Here is a 17,006-nt window from a genome sequence, read left to right on the forward strand (position 1 = left end):
TTAAATGGTGGGTGGAATGTAGGGATAAAAGTTAATTGATGTTGCTGGTTTGTTCGAGTGCTTTGGCTGTTTCCAGATCGAGAATCACGCCACGGTCTGGCATTACTGGAGCGACAACGCCCATGGAAATAATATATTTCAGTGCCTCATCAACGCTCATGTCCAGCTCGATCACATCTTTGGCTGGCAACATCAAAAAGTAGCCGCCAGTGGGGTTGGGCGTAGTAGGCACATAGACGCTTACAAAATCACCTTGCAGGTGATTCGCCACATCGCCACCTGGGTGGCCTGTCATGAAGGCGATTGTCCAGCTGCCTTCACGCGGAAATTGCACTAGCAAAGCCTTGCGAAATGCGTTACCAGAATCAGAAAACAAGGTATCTGATACCTGCTTAACACTGTTATAGATGCTCTTAACCACTGGCACGCGGCCGAGCAATGCTTCCCACAACAGAATCAGTCGCTTACCAAAAAAGTTAGTAGCGATGACGCCAGTAACGAAAATAATCAACAATGTTAGCAAGGCGCCAACACCAGGGATAGCACGGCCAAACTGGGCTTCAGGACGCCACTCAACTGGCAGAAGCAGCAAACTGCTATCCATTGTGCTGATGAGCGTAGTGAGTACCCAGACCGTAATAAACAGAGGCACCAGCACCAGCAAGCCAGTAATAAAATATTTTCTCATTATGGTGATGTCGTCTTTATTGAAAAATCAGTTAGTGGCAAGCGCAGCCGGGCGCGCAGGCTGCTGCAGAAGCGGCTGGCTCTGATGCTTTACTCTCGCTTGAGCTTGAAGGCTTACTGCCGCCACCTTTAAAATCAGTTGCATACCAACCGCTGCCTGTTAACTGAAAGCTAGGCGCAGATACTTGCTTGGTAAAAGTCTCTTTACCGCATTCAGGGCAAGTGGTCAGGTTAGGCTCGCTGACTTTACGCATAACTTCTTTTTTAATGCCGCAACTGCTGCATTGATAATCGTAAATAGGCATGAAAATATCCCTTAAAAACAAAATTATACCCGAAGCCCTAGCGATTGCTAAAGCGACAATACTAAACGTGCGGCCTTATTGATAATGGGGATGAGATTTGCAGGACGCAAGGGAGAAAAATAACGATATTTTTGCAGGTATCGATTAAATCTTGATGTTGAGGATTTTGCTGCGTGCCAGCGCAGATGCAGCAGTACGTGTTTCTACGCCCAGCTTGGCGAAGACATGCTCCAGATGTTTATTCACGGTGCGCGGGCTAGTACCGAGAATATCGCCAATATCACGATTAGTTTTACCCTTGATAGCCCAGTAGAGCACTTCAGCCTCACGGCGGGTGAGCTTGAACGTGGCAATCAAGGCGTCAATCTGCGCGGCATCAGACTCCTCACGCAAAAGAATCACCCATTGTTCATCGTTCTGAATTTCCACTGGCGTGAAAATCAAACGGCCATCGCCTTTTAATACCGTTAATGGCATGGCCGTTGTTTTATCAACCACTTCAAATAGACGATTGACCCATGATTGCAGCTGTGTATTGGCTGAATATGCCTCTATCCATTGCCTTGCCAGCGGCGTTTGCCACACGATCTTGCTGGTACTTGGGGTCACGGCAATCGCCGCTTGGCCAAAGGCATCCAGCGCGCCGCGCGTTTGGTGCATCTGGCGCGATGTCTGCAAATGCGCTGCCATTCGGGCAAGCACCTCAGTTGGGCGAATCGGCTTGGTCACATAATCACAACCGCCTGCGGCAAAGCCTGCCACTACGTGCTCAGCTTCTGTGAGGCCTGTCATGAAAATCACGGGGATATGCTGCGTATCTGTTTCCGCCTTGAGTCTGCGGCATACTTCAAAGCCATCCATCTCGGGCATGATGGCATCTAACAGGATAATATCTGGCTGGGTTTCTTTGGCCGTATGCAGCGCAGCTTTGCCACTGTTGGCAACCAAAACAGCAAAACCAGATTCGGCCAGCGAATCATGCAACACGGCCAGATTGTCGAGCACGTCATCGACAATCAGCACCAAAGTTTCATGGCCACGATTGATGTTGATATTAGCCATTGCTGCTTATTTCCTGACTTTTGGTTTGCTGTGTAGGCATTTCCAGCAAAATCTGGCGCATTGCATCGAGTTGAAAGCCTTGCAATAACTTACGCATCAAGGCGACGAACTCTTTATAGGATTGATCCAAGGTGGCAATTTCATCCAGTTTAGTTGCAACGCCGCGCACAAAACCAACCGCAAGCAGACCTTCTAAAGCCTGCACATGATCAATTGGTGGGTAGATAAAATCCGTTACTTTCTCTGGGATATGCTCGGATAAACTCATTAGGCTAGGCATGTAAGCACTCATTTCCAGCGAATCAAATTCGGTGAGCCATTTGATATTCAAGCGATTACCTATCCAGTCGAGCAGCTCTGAAACATGCACGGGTTTGATGATGATATCGTCAGTATGAATGCCCGCGGTGTTTTCCAGCCCTTTATCGAACGCATTGGCTGAAACGATGCCAATCAGCACATCAGACTGATGTACCTTGCGGATAATGTAGCTGGCCTCCCAGCCATCCATCACTGGCATCGCCAAATCCATCAAGATCAGGTCAGGCTTGAAAGTCTGGTAGAGATCAACGCACTCACGCCCATTCGCGGCCTGCGCCATTTCAAAGCCCAGCGGTTCGAGTATATGTACCAGCATCTCGCGATCGACTGCCTCGTTATCCACCACCAGTATTTTCTTGCGAGCACCTTGATAAGCAATACGGCTAGAGACGCTTTCCGAGGCCAGCTCTTTTGCCAGATGCGCCTGCGGTAAAAACAGGCGAATATAAAAGGTAGTACCCTCGCCCATTTTGCTTTTAACCGTGAGCTCGCCGCCCATCAACTGGGTCAGCATTTTACTAATAGTCAAACCAAGCCCAGTGCCACCTATGCTGCTGTTATTGGCTGCGCTACCACGGGTAAATGGCTCAAATACTTCGTCGATCTCTTCTTGCAAAATGCCGGGGCCAGTATCTTCTATCTCGACCAACGCCAGCTCGCGGGCGTACTTCAAGCGAAAAATAACGCCACCCTGCTCAGTAAATTTAACGGCATTACCCAGAATATTGATCAATATCTGGCTCAAGCGTTTTTGGTCTGCACGTACGATGGCGGGTAATTCGCCTGTCACTTCATAGGCAAAACTGATGCCTTTATTGCGCGCTTGTAACTCGAACATATCAACGATCTGGCCGACCAACTCTGGGAATTTAAGTGGCTTAATATCAAAGGTCAGCTTGCCGCTCTCGATCCTGGCAATGTCCAGCGTCCCTTCAATGAGTGAAAGTAAATGCTCACCGCTACGCCGAATCACGCGGATGGCTGGCTGGCGATGCAGGGGAATCGAGGTGTCGTTATCGAGCAGTTGTGCATAACCCAATATGCTATTGAGCGGGGTGCGCAATTCGTGGCTAATGCCTGTGATATAACGACTTTTTGCCTGGTTTGCCTGCTCTGCCACCTGTCTTGCCAGTTGCAACTCCGTATCCGTCTGGCGATGCAGTTCAATCTCACGCAGCAACAAACCCGTTTGGCGATTGGATTCTTCTTGCGCCACTCGCCTGCTTTGGCTGGTCAAAACCAACCACCAGGTAATCATGGCACTGGCAAACACCAAAGCCGCGAACACTTTTAAATATCCCATGCGTAATTGCGGCAGCAAAGCGATGGCACTTTTCTCTAGGATCAAGGTTTCATGAAAATAAATCAGGCCAAGTATGGTGCCGAGAAAAGTCAAAATAACGGCCATCAACAAGATGTAATGGCTCAAACCGCTATTGAGATAAGGGTACAAAGATTCTGGCAACAGCTTTGCCAGCATGGCATCCCACTGTGTGGATAATTTTGCGTGCGGCTTGCACAAATCATCGCAACGCGCATCCAGGCAACAGCAAAGTGAACAAATAGCACCTTGGTAAGCTGGGCACTGCGCCATGTCTTCAGTTTCGTACTCACGCTCGCAAACCACGCATTTCTCTACCCGTTTAGCCTTGGCGATTTCTGGCTGCTGAAGATTGGCAGGATTGACGCCCTTATTAAATGGTTCCACCACCACCTTGAATTTATAAGGTTGCCGTGCGATGTAGTATTTGCCTTTGGTGTACCAGGCAATCAACGGTGATGTGACAAATGCGGTACCTAAAGCAATGAATGCCGAGAAGGCTTTTAGCTCATGGCCAAATAATCCCGCGAATGCCGCAATAGAGATTGTAGAAGCCAGTAACATCGCGCCTACACCTACAGGGTTGATGTCATACAAATATGCGCGACGAAACTCTATGCCTTTTGGGCTCCAGCCCAGCGGCTTGTTGATCACTAAATCAGCCACGACGGCGGTAATCCACGAAATGGCGATATTGGAATATAGCCCAAGCACCTGTTCTAGCGCCTTGAATACATCCAACTCCATCAACATAACAGCAATCAACGCATTGAATACTGCCCAGACCACGCGTCCAGGGTGGCTATGCGTCAGGCGCGCAAAAAAGTTGGACCACGCCAGTGAGCCTGCATAGGCATTGGTCATATTGATCTTGATCTGCGAGACGATGACAAATAGCGTAGTCACTGCAAGGGCAATTTGTGGAGCACTAAATACGTGGCTGAAACCTACAAAATACATGTGCGTTGGGTTGACTGCATTCTCAAACGACATGCTGCCTTCAATCGCCAAATACGCCAAAAGCGCGCCGCCTAGCATTTTCACCAAACCAAGAATAATCCAGCCAGGGCCCGCAACTAGCACGCCGAGATGCCAGGCGATTTTATTTTCTTCGGTCTTCTCAGGCATAAATCGCAGAAAATCCACCTGCTCGCCAATTTGCGTGATTAACGCCACACCCACTGCAGTGGCGGCTCCGAACATGAGCAGATTGAATTCACCACTTGTCGATTTTCCAGTGAAGCTGATTAGACGCGAAACGATGTGAGGGTCTTGATGAATAATGGCAATAAAAGGCAGCACCATCAAAATCAGCCAGATTGGCTGCGTAATCATCTGAATACGACTAATTAGCGTCACCCCATGCGTGACCAGCGGAATTACAATGAGCGCGCTCACCATATAGCCGATATACAGCGGCATGTGGAAATACAACTCCAGCGCATAAGCCATGATGGCGGCTTCTAGCGCAAAGAGAATGAAAGTGAACGAGGCGTAAACGAAAGAGGAAATTGTGGAGCCGATATAGCCAAACCCTGCGCCACGGGTCAGTAAATCCATATCAACGCCATACTTTGCAGCGTAATAACTGATTGGCAAACCCGTCATAAAAATGATCAGGCTTACTGCTAATATCGCCCAAAATGCGTTTATAAATCCGTAATTAACCGCTATAGTGCCGCCAATTGCTTCTAAAACCAAAAATGAGATCGCGCCAAAAGCGGTATTCGCCACACGCAATACAGACCACTTACGAAATGAATGCGGCGTAAAGCGCAGGGCGTAATCTTCCAGCGTCTCGTTACCCACCCATGTATTGTAATCACGACGCACTTTGACTATGCGCTGTGTTGGCTCGTGGGCTTGATTATTGGCCTGATTGGCTTCGGCTATGGCTGTGGTCAACTACATTTCCCTCTTTTATTTTTTAATAACCCAAGGTGATTGGTCACAAAAACACCCAACTTTATCTTACATAACTTCTGGCATTGCTGGAGTACGCCATTTGACGTATTAGCCGAGGCTGGCTAAAAGAGTGTCTAATTATGCTGAATATTAAGCACGGCTTGTGCCTAGTTATAGGTTGATTCTGACTTGAGTTGCAATAATGCTTAAAAGAATCTACGATTAAAAGTGGGGATTTTGCAGCCTCCCCCGTTTCAAGACGCCTAGCGTCCAAGGACTGCTCCAACTGAGGCTTAATAACCTTGAAGGAGAGTTCGTGGACACTAAAAACAACCTCAGCAGCACCCAAATTACAGCCCCTCAACCTGTCACTCTAAAGCAAGCCTTTGTCTATTGGCTTAAGCTTGGTTTCATCAGTTTTGGTGGGCCTGCTGGTCAGATCGCCATCATGCATCATGACTTGGTCGAGAAGAAACGCTGGATTTCCGAGAAGCGTTTCTTGCATGCGCTCAACTTTTGCATGGTATTACCTGGCCCTGAAGCACAACAGCTTGCTACTTACATAGGTTGGCTGATGCATCGTACTTGGGGTGGCATCATTGCTGGCGGCCTATTCGTTCTGCCTTCATTCTTCATATTGATAGGGTTGGCGTGGGTCTATATGGCTTATGGTGCTTTACCTGCAGTTGCTGGGGCGCTTTATGGAATCAAACCAGCCGTTGTCGCTATAGTGTTCTTCGCGGCCTATCGTATCGGTTCCAGAGCGCTTAAAAACCATGTGCTTTGGTCACTCTCCGCATTGGCATTCTTTGCCATTGCGGTATTAAAGCTCCCGTTCCCAATCATCGTATTGGCCGCAGGATTGATTGGTTATATGGGTGGTCGCACTTCCCCGAAGTATTTTCAGGTTGGTGGTGGACATGGTGCGAGCCAAAAAGATTATGGCCCCGCACTAATTGACGATGAAACGCCTACTCCACAGCATGCTAGTTTCAGCTGGAACAAGGTGCTAAGAATCACTGCGATTGGTCTCGGCATCTGGTTACTTGCCATGGCAATCCTATATATCCGCTATGGTTGGGATGGCGCCTTCACACAAATGGGCTGGTTCTTTACCAAAACCGCATTGCTGACCTTTGGCGGGGCTTACGCGGTATTACCCTATGTCTATCAAGGAGCAGTAGAGCATTATCACTGGCTCAACCCGACACAGATGATAGACGGCTTAGCATTGGGAGAGACTACGCCAGGCCCTTTGATTATGGTGGTGACCTTCGTTGGCTTTGTCGGTGGTTGGGTAACACAAGTGTTTGGGCCAGATGCTGTATTCATGTCAGCTTTGATTGCTGCGGCAATTGTGACCTTTTTTACCTTTCTGCCCAGCTTCGTCTTTATTTTATTGGGTGGCCCGTTTATTGAGACTACCCATGGCAACCTGAAATTCACCGCACCACTCAGCGCAATCACAGCAGCTGTGGTCGGCGTTATCTTTAATCTAGCGCTATTTTTTGCTTACCATGTGTTCTGGGTAAAGGGCTTTACTGGCTCGGTGGACTGGGCATCGGTGACAATCACGCTCATGGCATTTGCTGCCATATACCGCTTCAAGGTCAATATCATCCCCGTAATCCTGAGTTGCGGCGTGCTGGGGATGGCTTGGAAACTACTCGCTTGAAACAATCAATTTGCTAATGATTGTGCTGATGATGCGCATCTGGATAGTGGGGATGGCGATGCTTTATTGGTAGATGCTGATGCGCATGGCTATGTTTAAATCCTAGTCCAATTTGATGCTCATGGCCGTGTTGATGATGTTCATCGTGAGTATGTTCATGCTCATGTTCCATTGGCATGTGGCTATGAGTGTGTTCATGATGCTCTGTTAAATGTAACCAGATACCGAGAGCCATAAACAACCCAGCAATCAATAGCGGCAATGTTAGTGGCTCACCCAAAGCAATCGCCAATAACGCGCCAAAGAATGGAGCTACTGAAAAGTATGCGCCTGTTCGTGCCGTTCCCAGATGGCGCAAACCAACCACAAACAAAGTCAGGCTGACTCCGTAAGCTAAAAACCCTAGCGCCAATGCCCCAGCAATATTAGGTATTGCAGGCAATGTTGCTCCCAGTGAAAACGCAAGAAACAGATTAACTGTACCAGCTACCAAGCCTTTGACTGAGGCAATCCATGTCGCATCAGATAATGAGACTTTGCGCGTCAGGTTGTTATCAACACCCCAGGCAAAACAAGCGCCCAATATCGCCAAAGTTGGTAATGAACTGGCAAAGCTGATTTTATCTGGCCAACTCAGGATAGTTGCCCCGAACAAAATTGCTAACATGCCGATCGCAATCCGACGGTCAAAGTTCTCTTTAAAAGCGAACCATGCCAGTAGTGCAGTAAAGACGCCTTCTGTATTCAGCAGCAGAGAGGCGCAAGAAGCTGGCATGCTAAGTAGCCCCCACATCAATAATACGGGAGCCACAATACCACCAGCTAGGATAGCGCCTGAGAAACAGAACAACTCTACGGAAGTGAGCTTTGCAGGTAATGCCTTGGTGATAAGACGGTAAAGCGTTAAGCCTATACCAGAGCCAAGATACAACAACCCAGCCAATAACCATGGGCTGACACCAGCCAAGAGCAGTTTGGCAAGCGGCGTTCCCATCCCAAAAAGTAATGCTGCGGTAAGTGCTGCGAATACACCTATCTGATTAATTTTGAGTTTCATTTGTTCACTCTAAACAGCTAGTAAATAAGCCCCTGTCAGCAGCATCAAGCCGCCCATCACTAAATTGACTTGCTTGGCGATAGTCACGCGGCCAGACGATAACAACAGGCCAAGAGCGTGCAGCAAAGCAGTGGCGAGTAACATGCCCAGCATCACACTCCAGCCGCTAGAGAATGAAAGCTCAAGCCCATGCGCAAAACCGTGAAGCATGGCAAATATAGCGGTCAAAGCTATCTGTATTGGGCGCTTAAGTGGTAATTGAATCAGTAGCAGCAAACCCATTGCCAGCACACTAGCGCTGACACCAATCTCAACACTGTCAGCATTTAGGTTTGCAGGCATCAAACCAGACATCGCGATTGCAGCGCCAAACGCCATCACCAAAACAAAAGTCACGGGTAACTGCCAACGCGCAGAGCCGCCAAGTTTGGCTGCCCACATGCCGATTGAGACCATGACCAGCAAATGATCAATCCCAGTAAGTGGATGTAGAAAACCAGCCAAAGCACCCTGCTCGGCATGGCCTGGATGCGCCATTGCTAGTGTTGAAAATAAACTAAAACTAATGGCGAGCAACATTTTTTTCATAGTGATTCTCCTTTTTCCAGTTCTGCAGCGTAAGTGATGCTTGGAGTTATAACCCTAAAGCATCAAGCCTTGTTTCTCGATAAAGCTAACAATCTCTTCCAAGCCCTGCCCAGTTTTTAAATTGGTAAAGATAAACGGCCGCTCGCCACGCATACGCTTGGCATCTCTATCCATCACTTCGAGCGATGCGCCAACCATAGGGGCGAGATCGATTTTGTTGATGATCAACAAGTCAGACTTGGTAATACCAGGGCCACCTTTGCGTGGGATCTTCTCGCCAGCGGCGACATCAATTACATAAATGGTCAGATCAGACAACTCTGGGCTAAAGGTCGCCGCAAGGTTATCGCCGCCGCTTTCAACAAAAATAATATCCAGTGTTTTAAAGCGCTTACTAAGCTGAGCGACAGCTTCAAGATTCATAGAAGCATCTTCGCGTATGGCGGTATGCGGGCAACCACCCGTTTCTACACCGATTATGCGATCGGGCGATAGAGCTTCATTACGAGTGAGAAACTCGGCATCTTCTTTGGTATAGATGTCGTTGGTCACAACAGCAATGTTATAAACATCGCGTAGCCGTTTGCATAACGATAGTGTCAGCGCCGTTTTACCCGAACCCACTGGGCCGCCTATGCCAACGCGTAAAGGCTCTTTATAGCTGGCAGTTGCTGCGATTGCTTCTTCAATAGTAAGTGTCATGATCTAAATAGCCTACTGTACTGGGTCTCATGTTGACAGCCTGCAATCGTCAGGCTGGGTGCAAAATTGCTGATTTCATCGTCATCTAGTGCTATGGACTGGCTTACCAAGTCGGGTAATTGCTGGCCTAAACTCAATAATATTTTTTGCCCTGCGACTTGCCCAAGCGGTACCGTTTTCATGGCAGCGCTGGCCTGATTTTCTGCCCATGACCACGCATAGGCCTGTAGCATATCTGGTAACGGAATTGCCCAAACAGACGCAACACCCGCATACACGGCAGGAAAGCTAGGCTCGTGTAATGCATTAATCTTCGCCATAAAATCTGCAGGTAAATCATTCAAGTCGTTCAGCAAGCGGCAGAGTGAATAGCCCATTTGCTTGGTTTCAGCGAGTGATTCAGCCGTATCGCGCCCAGCCTGAAAAAACGCATCCCATGTATTGACTGCCTGCATATCGCCTGCTTGCCAGGCTTGGTAAAGCCGATGCAATACTGGCAACTCAAAGCTGCCCTGATATATATGTAATGCGTCGCTAATCCATTGCTTAGCGGTTGCCAGATCATGCACGTCGCCAGACTCAATCGCCCATTCCAAGCCTTGCGAATAACTATAAGCGCCCACTGGCAGCATAGTGCTGGCAAGTTGCAATAATCGGCTCAGCGCCAAACTGGAGCTAGCCATGCCGCCCCAATCTCGCCGAGGGCAATCGTGCAATATCATCATCATGATGGCGATGGCCGCCGCCGTAGGCGCCAGCTTCTGGCTCGAACGGTGCCTGTTCATCCGTTAATGTCATGCCCAAACCAACTAGCATGTCTTTTAGTACATGGTCTTGTTCCAGTAACAGCCAGCCATCGCCCACTTGCAATGGCACATGCCGATTGCCCAAATGATAAGCAGCGCCCATCAAGGCTTGCTGGTTTGATGCTGTTACGCGAGTAACAGGCTCATTCGCTGCGACTATCTGCACCACGCGCCCGTCTTCCGCTTTCAACAAATCACCGCCACGCAGTATCGTGCCGCGATCCAACATCAATGCGGCTTCCAGACCAGACTGCAGTGTGACCCGCAGACGACTTCTCTGGCGCAAATCAAACGGTAAAAGCAGTTGATCATCGATCTGGTGAAGTCCGGTCAGGCGTTGTGTAATATTTAGCATCAAAATAAAAAGTAACGTTGTGCCATTGGCAGCACGGATGCTGGCTCGCAGGTCAGCAACATGCCATCGGCACGAACAATATAGGTTTCAGGGTCGACATCAATCACGGGCATCCAATTGTTATGAATCATGTCTTTTTTCTTTACGGTACGGGTACCGCTCACGGCCACAAGTGGCTTTTGCAGATTCAGCGCTTGGACTTCGGGATTTTCTAAACCAGCCTTTGAAACAAAAGTGACTGAAGTTTTTAGGCCACCGCCATAGGCACCAAACATATGGCGATAATGCACAGGTTGTGGCGTAGGAATCGATGCATTGGGGTCGCCCATTGCGGCGGCGGCAATCATGCCGCCTTTGAGTATAGTCGATGGTTTTACCCCGAAAAATGCAGGTCGCCAAATCACCAAATCAGCCAGTTTGCCGACTTCTATTGAACCAACGGTATGGGCAATACCATGTGTCAATGCTGGGTTGATGGTGTACTTTGCGATATAACGTTTCACGCGAAAGTTATCGTTACGCTCGGTATCTTCAGCCAGCGCGCCGCGCTGCATTTTCATTTTGTGCGCGGTTTGCCAGGTGCGAATGATCACTTCACCCACACGCCCCATGGCTTGTGAATCGGATGACATCATCGAGAACGCGCCGAGGTCATGCAGAATATCTTCTGCCGCAATCGTCTCGCGGCGAATGCGACTCTCGGCAAAGGCAATATCTTCGGCAATCGCGGGGTCAAGATGGTGGCAAACCATCAGCATATCCAGATGCTCGTCGATGGTATTGACAGTGAATGGCCGCGTTGGATTGGTAGAGGATGGCAATACGTTGACATAGCCAGCGGCTTTAATGATGTCTGGTGCGTGACCGCCTCCAGCGCCCTCTGTGTGGAATGTATGGATGGTGCGATCTTTAAACGCAGCGATTGTGGTTTCAACAAAACCAGATTCATTCAGCGTATCGCTATGAATCGCTACCTGAATATCCATCTCTTCAGCAACGCTTAGGCAGTTATCAATAGCAGCGGGCGTTGTGCCCCAATCTTCATGCAGCTTAAGCCCGACGACACCTGCTTTGACTTGTTCTATCAAAGGCTCAGGCAGGCTGACATTGCCTTTACCCAGAAAACCAAGATTCATCGGGAAGGCATCTGCCGCTTGCAACATGCGATGTATATGCCAAGGCCCTGGCGTACAAGTTGTAGCAAACGTACCCGTGGCAGGCCCAGTACCGCCGCCTATCATGGTGGTGACGCCAGACATCAGCGCCTCTTCAATCTGTTGCGGGCAGATGAAGTGAATGTGCGTGTCAATGCCGCCGGCGGTAACAATCATGCCTTCACCCGCGATAATTTCGGTACCTGCGCCAATCGGTATCGTGACGCCTGGCTGTATATCTGGATTGCCAGCTTTGCCGATAGCCGAGATACGCCCGCCCTTGATACCAATGTCCGCTTTCACAATGCCCCAATGATCGACAATCAAAGCATTGGTGATGACTGTATCAGCCACATCTTTGGCATTGAGTTGGCCTTGCCCCATACCATCACGGATAACCTTGCCACCACCAAATTTCACTTCTTCGCCATAACAGCCAGCGAGCAAGGTGTAATCTTTTTCTACTTCTATCCAGAGTTCAGTGTCGGCCAGACGCACACAATCTCCCGTGGTCGGGCCAAACATTTCGGCATAGGCTCGCTTGTCTATCTTCACACTCATTTAAGCGCCCCCATCACCTTGCCTGCAAACCCATACACTTTGCGATCACCTGCTAATGCAACTAATTGCACCGTGCGGGTTTGGCCTGGTTCAAAGCGCACAGCCGTACCTGCAGCAATATCTAGCCGAAATCCATAAGCTGCTTGCCTGTTGAACGACAGCGCCTCGTTGGTCTCAAAAAAGTGATAGTGCGAGCCAATTTGGATTGGGCGATCACCTGTATTTGAGACATCAATGGTGACTGTCGGCCGATCTACATTCAGCGTGATTTCACCCGACTCAATTTTCATTTCACCTGGAATCATATGCGCCTCAAAAATGGATTTCCATGAGATAAGTTAAGGATAAAAATGGATGAAGTACGAGGCGCCCGGAGCGCAGCAGCCGAGACAGTACAATAAGTACGGCAAGGTTGTGAGCACCGCGCAACGAAGTAATTCGCCATTTTGATTATTAAATTACTCATGGAATGGGTTGGTGGACAGTAACAAGTTTCGTTCCATCTGGGAAAGTCGCTTCAATCTGGATATCGGGAATCATCTCGGGAATACCTTCCATCACGTCATCACGTGTGAGTAAAGTAGCGCCATATCCCATAAGATATGCCACAGTCTGGCCATCGCGAGCGCCTTCCATGATGGCGGCAGAAATATAGGCAATCGCCTCGGGATAATTCAGCTTAAGGCCGCGTGCCTTGCGCCGCTCGGCCAGTAGACCAGCGGTAAAAATCAGCAATTTATCTTTTTCGCGTGGGGTAAGTTCCATAATTCTATTCTCTCAAATTCAATCAAGTGCTCCAGATGCGTGGTCTGGAACTTTGTCTTGTGGCATACCAAGGCCGTAGTATGTGCCACAACGCTTCAAAATACTGTCGCGCGGATTGCGCTGAATGGCCAATATAACGTGCAGAAAAAATCTGCGGTAATGCTGTCAGGCCAATTTTTGAGGACTGACCTGCCGAAACTTCTCTACAAGCTGCAATGATCTCTGCTGGCACAGCACCTGCCGCAACGACGAAACTGGCACTCACTACCTGCCCGCGCAAACCAGCCATTGAAGCAAACGCTCGACTTTGTGGTGATAGATTTGTGCGCTCGTTCCAGATCAATTGATTGTTGCGCCTGATGGCCAAACGTTGATTGAGCTTACCTTGCAGCCATTCTTCATTGCTGGCTTGACGGCCAAAACAGAGAATATCCCACCCAGCAAACACAGCCTGTCCACCGAGATTAATCTCTGCTGATAAGGCAGTGTCCGAACCCTCAAACAATATATTCTCTTGCGGTAGCCACTCCAGTATCGCACTATCTTGTAAATCAAAATTCAGTTGCTGGCTGGCCTGCCGACCGTTGGACTTGTACCACTTTCCTGCACCTGGCGTGGTGAGCAGCACATGTGAGTGATTACTTTGCTGCACATTGAGCGTTAAGGCATCACCGCCAGCAACACCGCCCGGCGGGTGCACGATAATCGCATGGCTGACGACCTCACCTTCTGGATACAACACTTTCTGGATGACCAAAGGGCCTTCATGCTGCTTACGGGCTAATACCGTGCGTCCATTTTTCTCTACGAAATCCAGGCTTAGTTTTGCGCGCCAGTTGAGGCTAGCAACTGCTGCTTGTCTTGCCGACAATTCTGACTGCTGTAAATAGGCATCATCCATCAACACATATTGCCACGAATCTGGGTCAGTTCGTAATATTGGAAGCAGAAACTATAGCGCAACAAAGTTACGGATATTGTCTTTTTCCATATCTTCGCCCAGACCGTTTTTCACCACTTGGCCGCGTGACATCACCAGATAATGATCAGCCAGCGCCTCGGCGAAATCGTAATATTGTTCTACCAGCAGAATCGCCATATCACCACGCTCAGAAAGCATTTTGATCACGCGTTCGATGTCTTTGATAATAGAAGGCTGAATGCCTTCAGTCGGCTCATCGAGTATCAATAATTTAGGCCGAGAAATCAGCGCGCGGGCAATCGCCAATTGTTGTTGTTGCCCGCCAGAAAGATCGCCGCCACGTCTATACAGCATCTGCTTCAGCACGGGGAACATGTCATAAATGTCTTCAGGTATCTGCGATGCCGCTTTGCCTTTCACTACAGCCAAACCCATGTGCAAATTTTCTTCTACCGTAAGGCGGCTGAATATCTCACGGCCTTGTGGCACATAGGCCATGCCTAAAGCGGCACGTTCGTATGGTTTGAGGTTGGTAATGTCTTTACCATCCAGAAAAATGTGGCCCGTTTTAACAGGCAACACGCCCATCAGGCATTTGAGTAAGGTGGTTTTTCCTACACCGTTACGGCCTAGCAATACGGTACAGGCACTCATAGGCGCAGCAAGTGAAACATCACGAAGAATCTGGCTGCCGCCGTAGAATTGGTTGATGGCTTTTACTTCTAACATATTGATTAGCGCCCCAAATAAACTTCTATGACTTGTTCGTTAGACTGCACTTGCTCCATCGAACCCTCAGCAAGCACGCTGCCTTGATGCAGCACGGTCACTTTGCGTGCGATGCTATTTACGAAATCCATGTCGTGTTCAACCACCATAATTGAATGCTTGCCTGCCAGGCTATTTAACAACTCGGCAGTACGTTCGGTTTCATGATCGGTCATACCGGCCACAGGCTCATCCAGCAGCAAAAGTTTAGGTTCTTGCGCCAGCAACATGCCGATTTCAAGCCACTGTTTTTGCCCGTGCGATAACAAGCCTGAGCGCATTTTGTGGGAATCTTGCAGGTTGATGGTAGTGAGAATTTCGGCAATACGGTCCAGCTGCTCGCCAGAAAGCTTGCCGAATAATGAGTTCCAGATACCTTTATCAGTCTTCATCGCCAATTCGAGATTTTCAAATACCGTATGGTTTTCAAACACCGTTGGCTTCTGAAATTTACGTCCGATGCCAGCCTGCGCAATTTGCGGCTCGGTCATCTTGGAGCAATCCATGGTTTGCCCAAAAAACACCGTGCCTGTATCTGGCCGCGTTTTGCCAGTGATGACGTCCATCATGGTGGTCTTACCGGCGCCATTAGGGCCGATAATGCAGCGTAGTTCGCCTACATCAATTGATAGCGATAATTTGTTAAGTGCCCTGAATCCATCAAAACTAACGGTGATGTCTTCCAGATAAAGCACCACACCATGCGTGGTATCTAGCACACCAGGCTGGTAGAGACTGCCACTCCCACGAACGTCAGTGGCAGGTTGCGAAATACTATTTTCAACCATTATGCTTGCCCCGCTTCTCCGTCAACTGCGTTGCTTGGTAACTCATTTTCTGTCTTCTTGGCTTTTAGTTTTGACTTCACTTTTCCAAATAAACCTAATACCCCTTGCGGTAAGTAGAGCGTTGCCAAGACAAACAACAAGCCTAAAAAGTACAGCCAATATTCAGGGAATGCCTGGGTAAAGTAGCTCTTGGCACCATTCACAATACCCGCACCCAACAATGGCCCAATCAGCGTGCCACGACCGCCGACCGCTGCCCAGATAGCAATTTCAATGGAGTTGGCTGGTGACATCTCGCTGGGGTTGATGATGCCAACCTGCGGCACATATAAAGCCCCTGCAATACCGCAAATGACTGCAGAAAATGTCCAGATCGCCAGCTTGTAATGCAGCGGGTTGTAGCCAGAGAACATCACTCGGGATTCTGCATCGCGTATAGCTGTGAGCACGCGGCCAAATTTACTGGTCACGATTGCACGCGAAATAATCAGGAAAGCAACCAGCAATATGCCTGTAATCACAAACAAGGCCATGCGCATTTGCCCAGTAGTAATTGGGATATCCAGCAGGCGCTTGAAATCGGTAAAGCCATTATTACCGCCAAAGCCTGTTTCATTGCGGAAGAACAGCAGCATGAAAGCGTATGTCATGGCTTGCGTGATGATAGAAAAATAAACACCCTTGATGCGTGACCTAAAGGCAAAGTAACCGAAGATAAAAGCCAACACGCCCGGCACCAACACCACGAGCAGCAAGGCAAACCAGAAGTGATCCGTCATCGCCCAATACCAAGGGTAAGTCTTCCAATCCAAGAACACCATAAAGTCTGGCAGATTGCTATGGTAGCTACCATCGGTGCCAATCTGGCGCATCAAGTACATACCGAATGCATAGCCACCCAGCGCAAAAAACAGGCCGTGACCTAAACTTAATATGCCTGTGTAGCCCCAAACCAAGTCCATCGCCAAGGCGACAAAGGCGTAACAAAGTATCTTGCCGCAGAGCGCTACGGTGTAATCGGAGATATAAAAAACACTGGTTTCTGGCACCAGCAAATTAAAAACGGGGAACACCACACAGACAACAGCCAGTGCTATCGCCAGCGCCAACCAGGCTTTACTGCTGTAAAGCCGATGTACCAGCGTTGGTTGCGGAAATTTCTCATGCATGGTTTTGCTTCCTTATTACTAATGCGTTATTGGCAGCTAATAATCTGATTTGATACTTAAAGAAACGCGGAATAAGTCGTTGAGCGGGATGAAGT

17 protein-coding genes are annotated in these 17,006 nt (G+C 48.8%); 1 reads left to right on the forward strand and 16 read right to left on the reverse strand.

Annotated features, from left to right (window positions below):
* Window positions 1–31: 31 nt before the first annotated feature.
* From ZMTM_RS11865 to ZMTM_RS11880, 4 genes are all read right to left on the reverse strand, one after another.
* Window positions 32–688 carry a DUF502 domain-containing protein gene (locus ZMTM_RS11865; protein ID WP_221764043.1) on the reverse strand — a complete coding sequence of 219 codons (657 nt, stop codon included), beginning with the start codon at window positions 686–688 and terminating at the stop codon, window positions 32–34.
* A gap of 31 nt (window positions 689–719) precedes the next feature.
* On the reverse strand, window positions 720–992 hold the full coding sequence (locus ZMTM_RS11870; RefSeq protein WP_221764044.1) for an FmdB family zinc ribbon protein: 273 nt from the start codon (window positions 990–992) through the stop codon (window positions 720–722).
* A gap of 144 nt (window positions 993–1,136) precedes the next feature.
* Window positions 1,137–2,054 (reverse strand): response regulator transcription factor, encoded by a 918-nt coding sequence (locus tag ZMTM_RS11875; RefSeq protein WP_221764045.1) that lies wholly within the window; start codon window positions 2,052–2,054, stop codon window positions 1,137–1,139.
* Window positions 2,047–5,601: a hybrid sensor histidine kinase/response regulator gene (locus tag ZMTM_RS11880; protein WP_225907034.1), complete on the reverse strand. Its 3,555-nt coding sequence runs from the start codon at window positions 5,599–5,601 to the stop codon at window positions 2,047–2,049. The genes ZMTM_RS11875 and ZMTM_RS11880 overlap by 8 nt, the downstream gene beginning before the upstream one ends.
* Window positions 5,602–5,917: 316 nt before the next feature.
* On the opposite strand from ZMTM_RS11880, the gene chrA reads away from it, so the two are divergent.
* On the forward strand, window positions 5,918–7,276 hold the full coding sequence (gene chrA / locus ZMTM_RS11885; RefSeq protein ID WP_225907035.1) for a chromate efflux transporter: 1,359 nt from the start codon (window positions 5,918–5,920) through the stop codon (window positions 7,274–7,276).
* A 13-nt stretch (window positions 7,277–7,289) separates the two neighbouring features.
* On the opposite strand, the gene ZMTM_RS11890 is transcribed toward chrA, so the two are convergent.
* The 12 genes from ZMTM_RS11890 to urtC form a co-directional block, all read right to left on the reverse strand.
* A complete protein-coding gene (locus ZMTM_RS11890) occupies window positions 7,290–8,333 on the reverse strand; it encodes a DMT family transporter (RefSeq protein WP_221764046.1) in 1,044 nt (347 codons plus the stop codon).
* Window positions 8,334–8,342: 9 nt separating this feature from the next.
* Window positions 8,343–8,921, reverse strand: coding sequence for a HupE/UreJ family protein (locus ZMTM_RS11895; RefSeq protein ID WP_221764047.1), 579 nt, complete (start codon window positions 8,919–8,921; stop codon window positions 8,343–8,345).
* A 54-nt stretch (window positions 8,922–8,975) separates the two neighbouring features.
* On the reverse strand, window positions 8,976–9,623 hold the full coding sequence (gene ureG / locus ZMTM_RS11900) for an urease accessory protein UreG (RefSeq protein ID WP_221764048.1): 648 nt from the start codon (window positions 9,621–9,623) through the stop codon (window positions 8,976–8,978).
* A complete protein-coding gene (locus tag ZMTM_RS11905) occupies window positions 9,620–10,306 on the reverse strand; it encodes an urease accessory protein UreF (RefSeq protein ID WP_221764049.1) in 687 nt (228 codons plus the stop codon). Before ZMTM_RS11905 ends, ureG begins: the two co-directional genes overlap by 4 nt.
* Window positions 10,299–10,784, reverse strand: coding sequence for an urease accessory protein UreE (ureE, locus tag ZMTM_RS11910; RefSeq protein WP_221764050.1), 486 nt, complete (start codon window positions 10,782–10,784; stop codon window positions 10,299–10,301). The genes ZMTM_RS11905 and ureE overlap by 8 nt, the downstream gene beginning before the upstream one ends.
* Entirely contained in the window at window positions 10,784–12,499 is a 1,716-nt protein-coding gene (gene ureC / locus ZMTM_RS11915) for an urease subunit alpha (RefSeq protein ID WP_221764051.1), read from the reverse strand. Before ureC ends, ureE begins: the two co-directional genes overlap by 1 nt.
* The gene (locus tag ZMTM_RS11920) at window positions 12,496–12,804 is read right to left on the reverse strand and encodes an urease subunit beta (protein ID WP_221764052.1); all 309 of its coding nucleotides are present in this window, start codon (window positions 12,802–12,804) and stop codon (window positions 12,496–12,498) included. The genes ureC and ZMTM_RS11920 overlap by 4 nt, the downstream gene beginning before the upstream one ends.
* Window positions 12,805–12,961: 157 nt before the next feature.
* Entirely contained in the window at window positions 12,962–13,264 is a 303-nt protein-coding gene (gene ureA, locus ZMTM_RS11925; protein ID WP_221764053.1) for an urease subunit gamma, read from the reverse strand.
* 22 nt (window positions 13,265–13,286) lie between these two features.
* Window positions 13,287–14,165 carry an urease accessory protein UreD gene (locus tag ZMTM_RS11930; protein ID WP_221764054.1) on the reverse strand — a complete coding sequence of 293 codons (879 nt, stop codon included), beginning with the start codon at window positions 14,163–14,165 and terminating at the stop codon, window positions 13,287–13,289.
* A 51-nt stretch (window positions 14,166–14,216) separates the two neighbouring features.
* On the reverse strand, window positions 14,217–14,915 hold the full coding sequence (gene urtE, locus ZMTM_RS11935; protein ID WP_221764055.1) for an urea ABC transporter ATP-binding subunit UrtE: 699 nt from the start codon (window positions 14,913–14,915) through the stop codon (window positions 14,217–14,219).
* Window positions 14,916–14,920: 5 nt separating this feature from the next.
* Window positions 14,921–15,742, reverse strand: a complete 822-nt coding sequence (gene urtD, locus ZMTM_RS11940) for an urea ABC transporter ATP-binding protein UrtD (RefSeq protein ID WP_221764056.1) — start codon at window positions 15,740–15,742, stop codon at window positions 14,921–14,923.
* On the reverse strand, window positions 15,742–16,911 hold the full coding sequence (gene urtC, locus ZMTM_RS11945; RefSeq protein ID WP_221764057.1) for an urea ABC transporter permease subunit UrtC: 1,170 nt from the start codon (window positions 16,909–16,911) through the stop codon (window positions 15,742–15,744). The genes urtD and urtC overlap by 1 nt, the downstream gene beginning before the upstream one ends.
* Window positions 16,912–17,006 lie beyond the last annotated feature (95 nt).

Origin of the sequence: Methyloradius palustris (genome assembly GCF_019703875.1) — a bacterium.
GTDB lineage: Bacteria > Pseudomonadota > Gammaproteobacteria > Burkholderiales > Methylophilaceae > Methyloradius > Methyloradius palustris.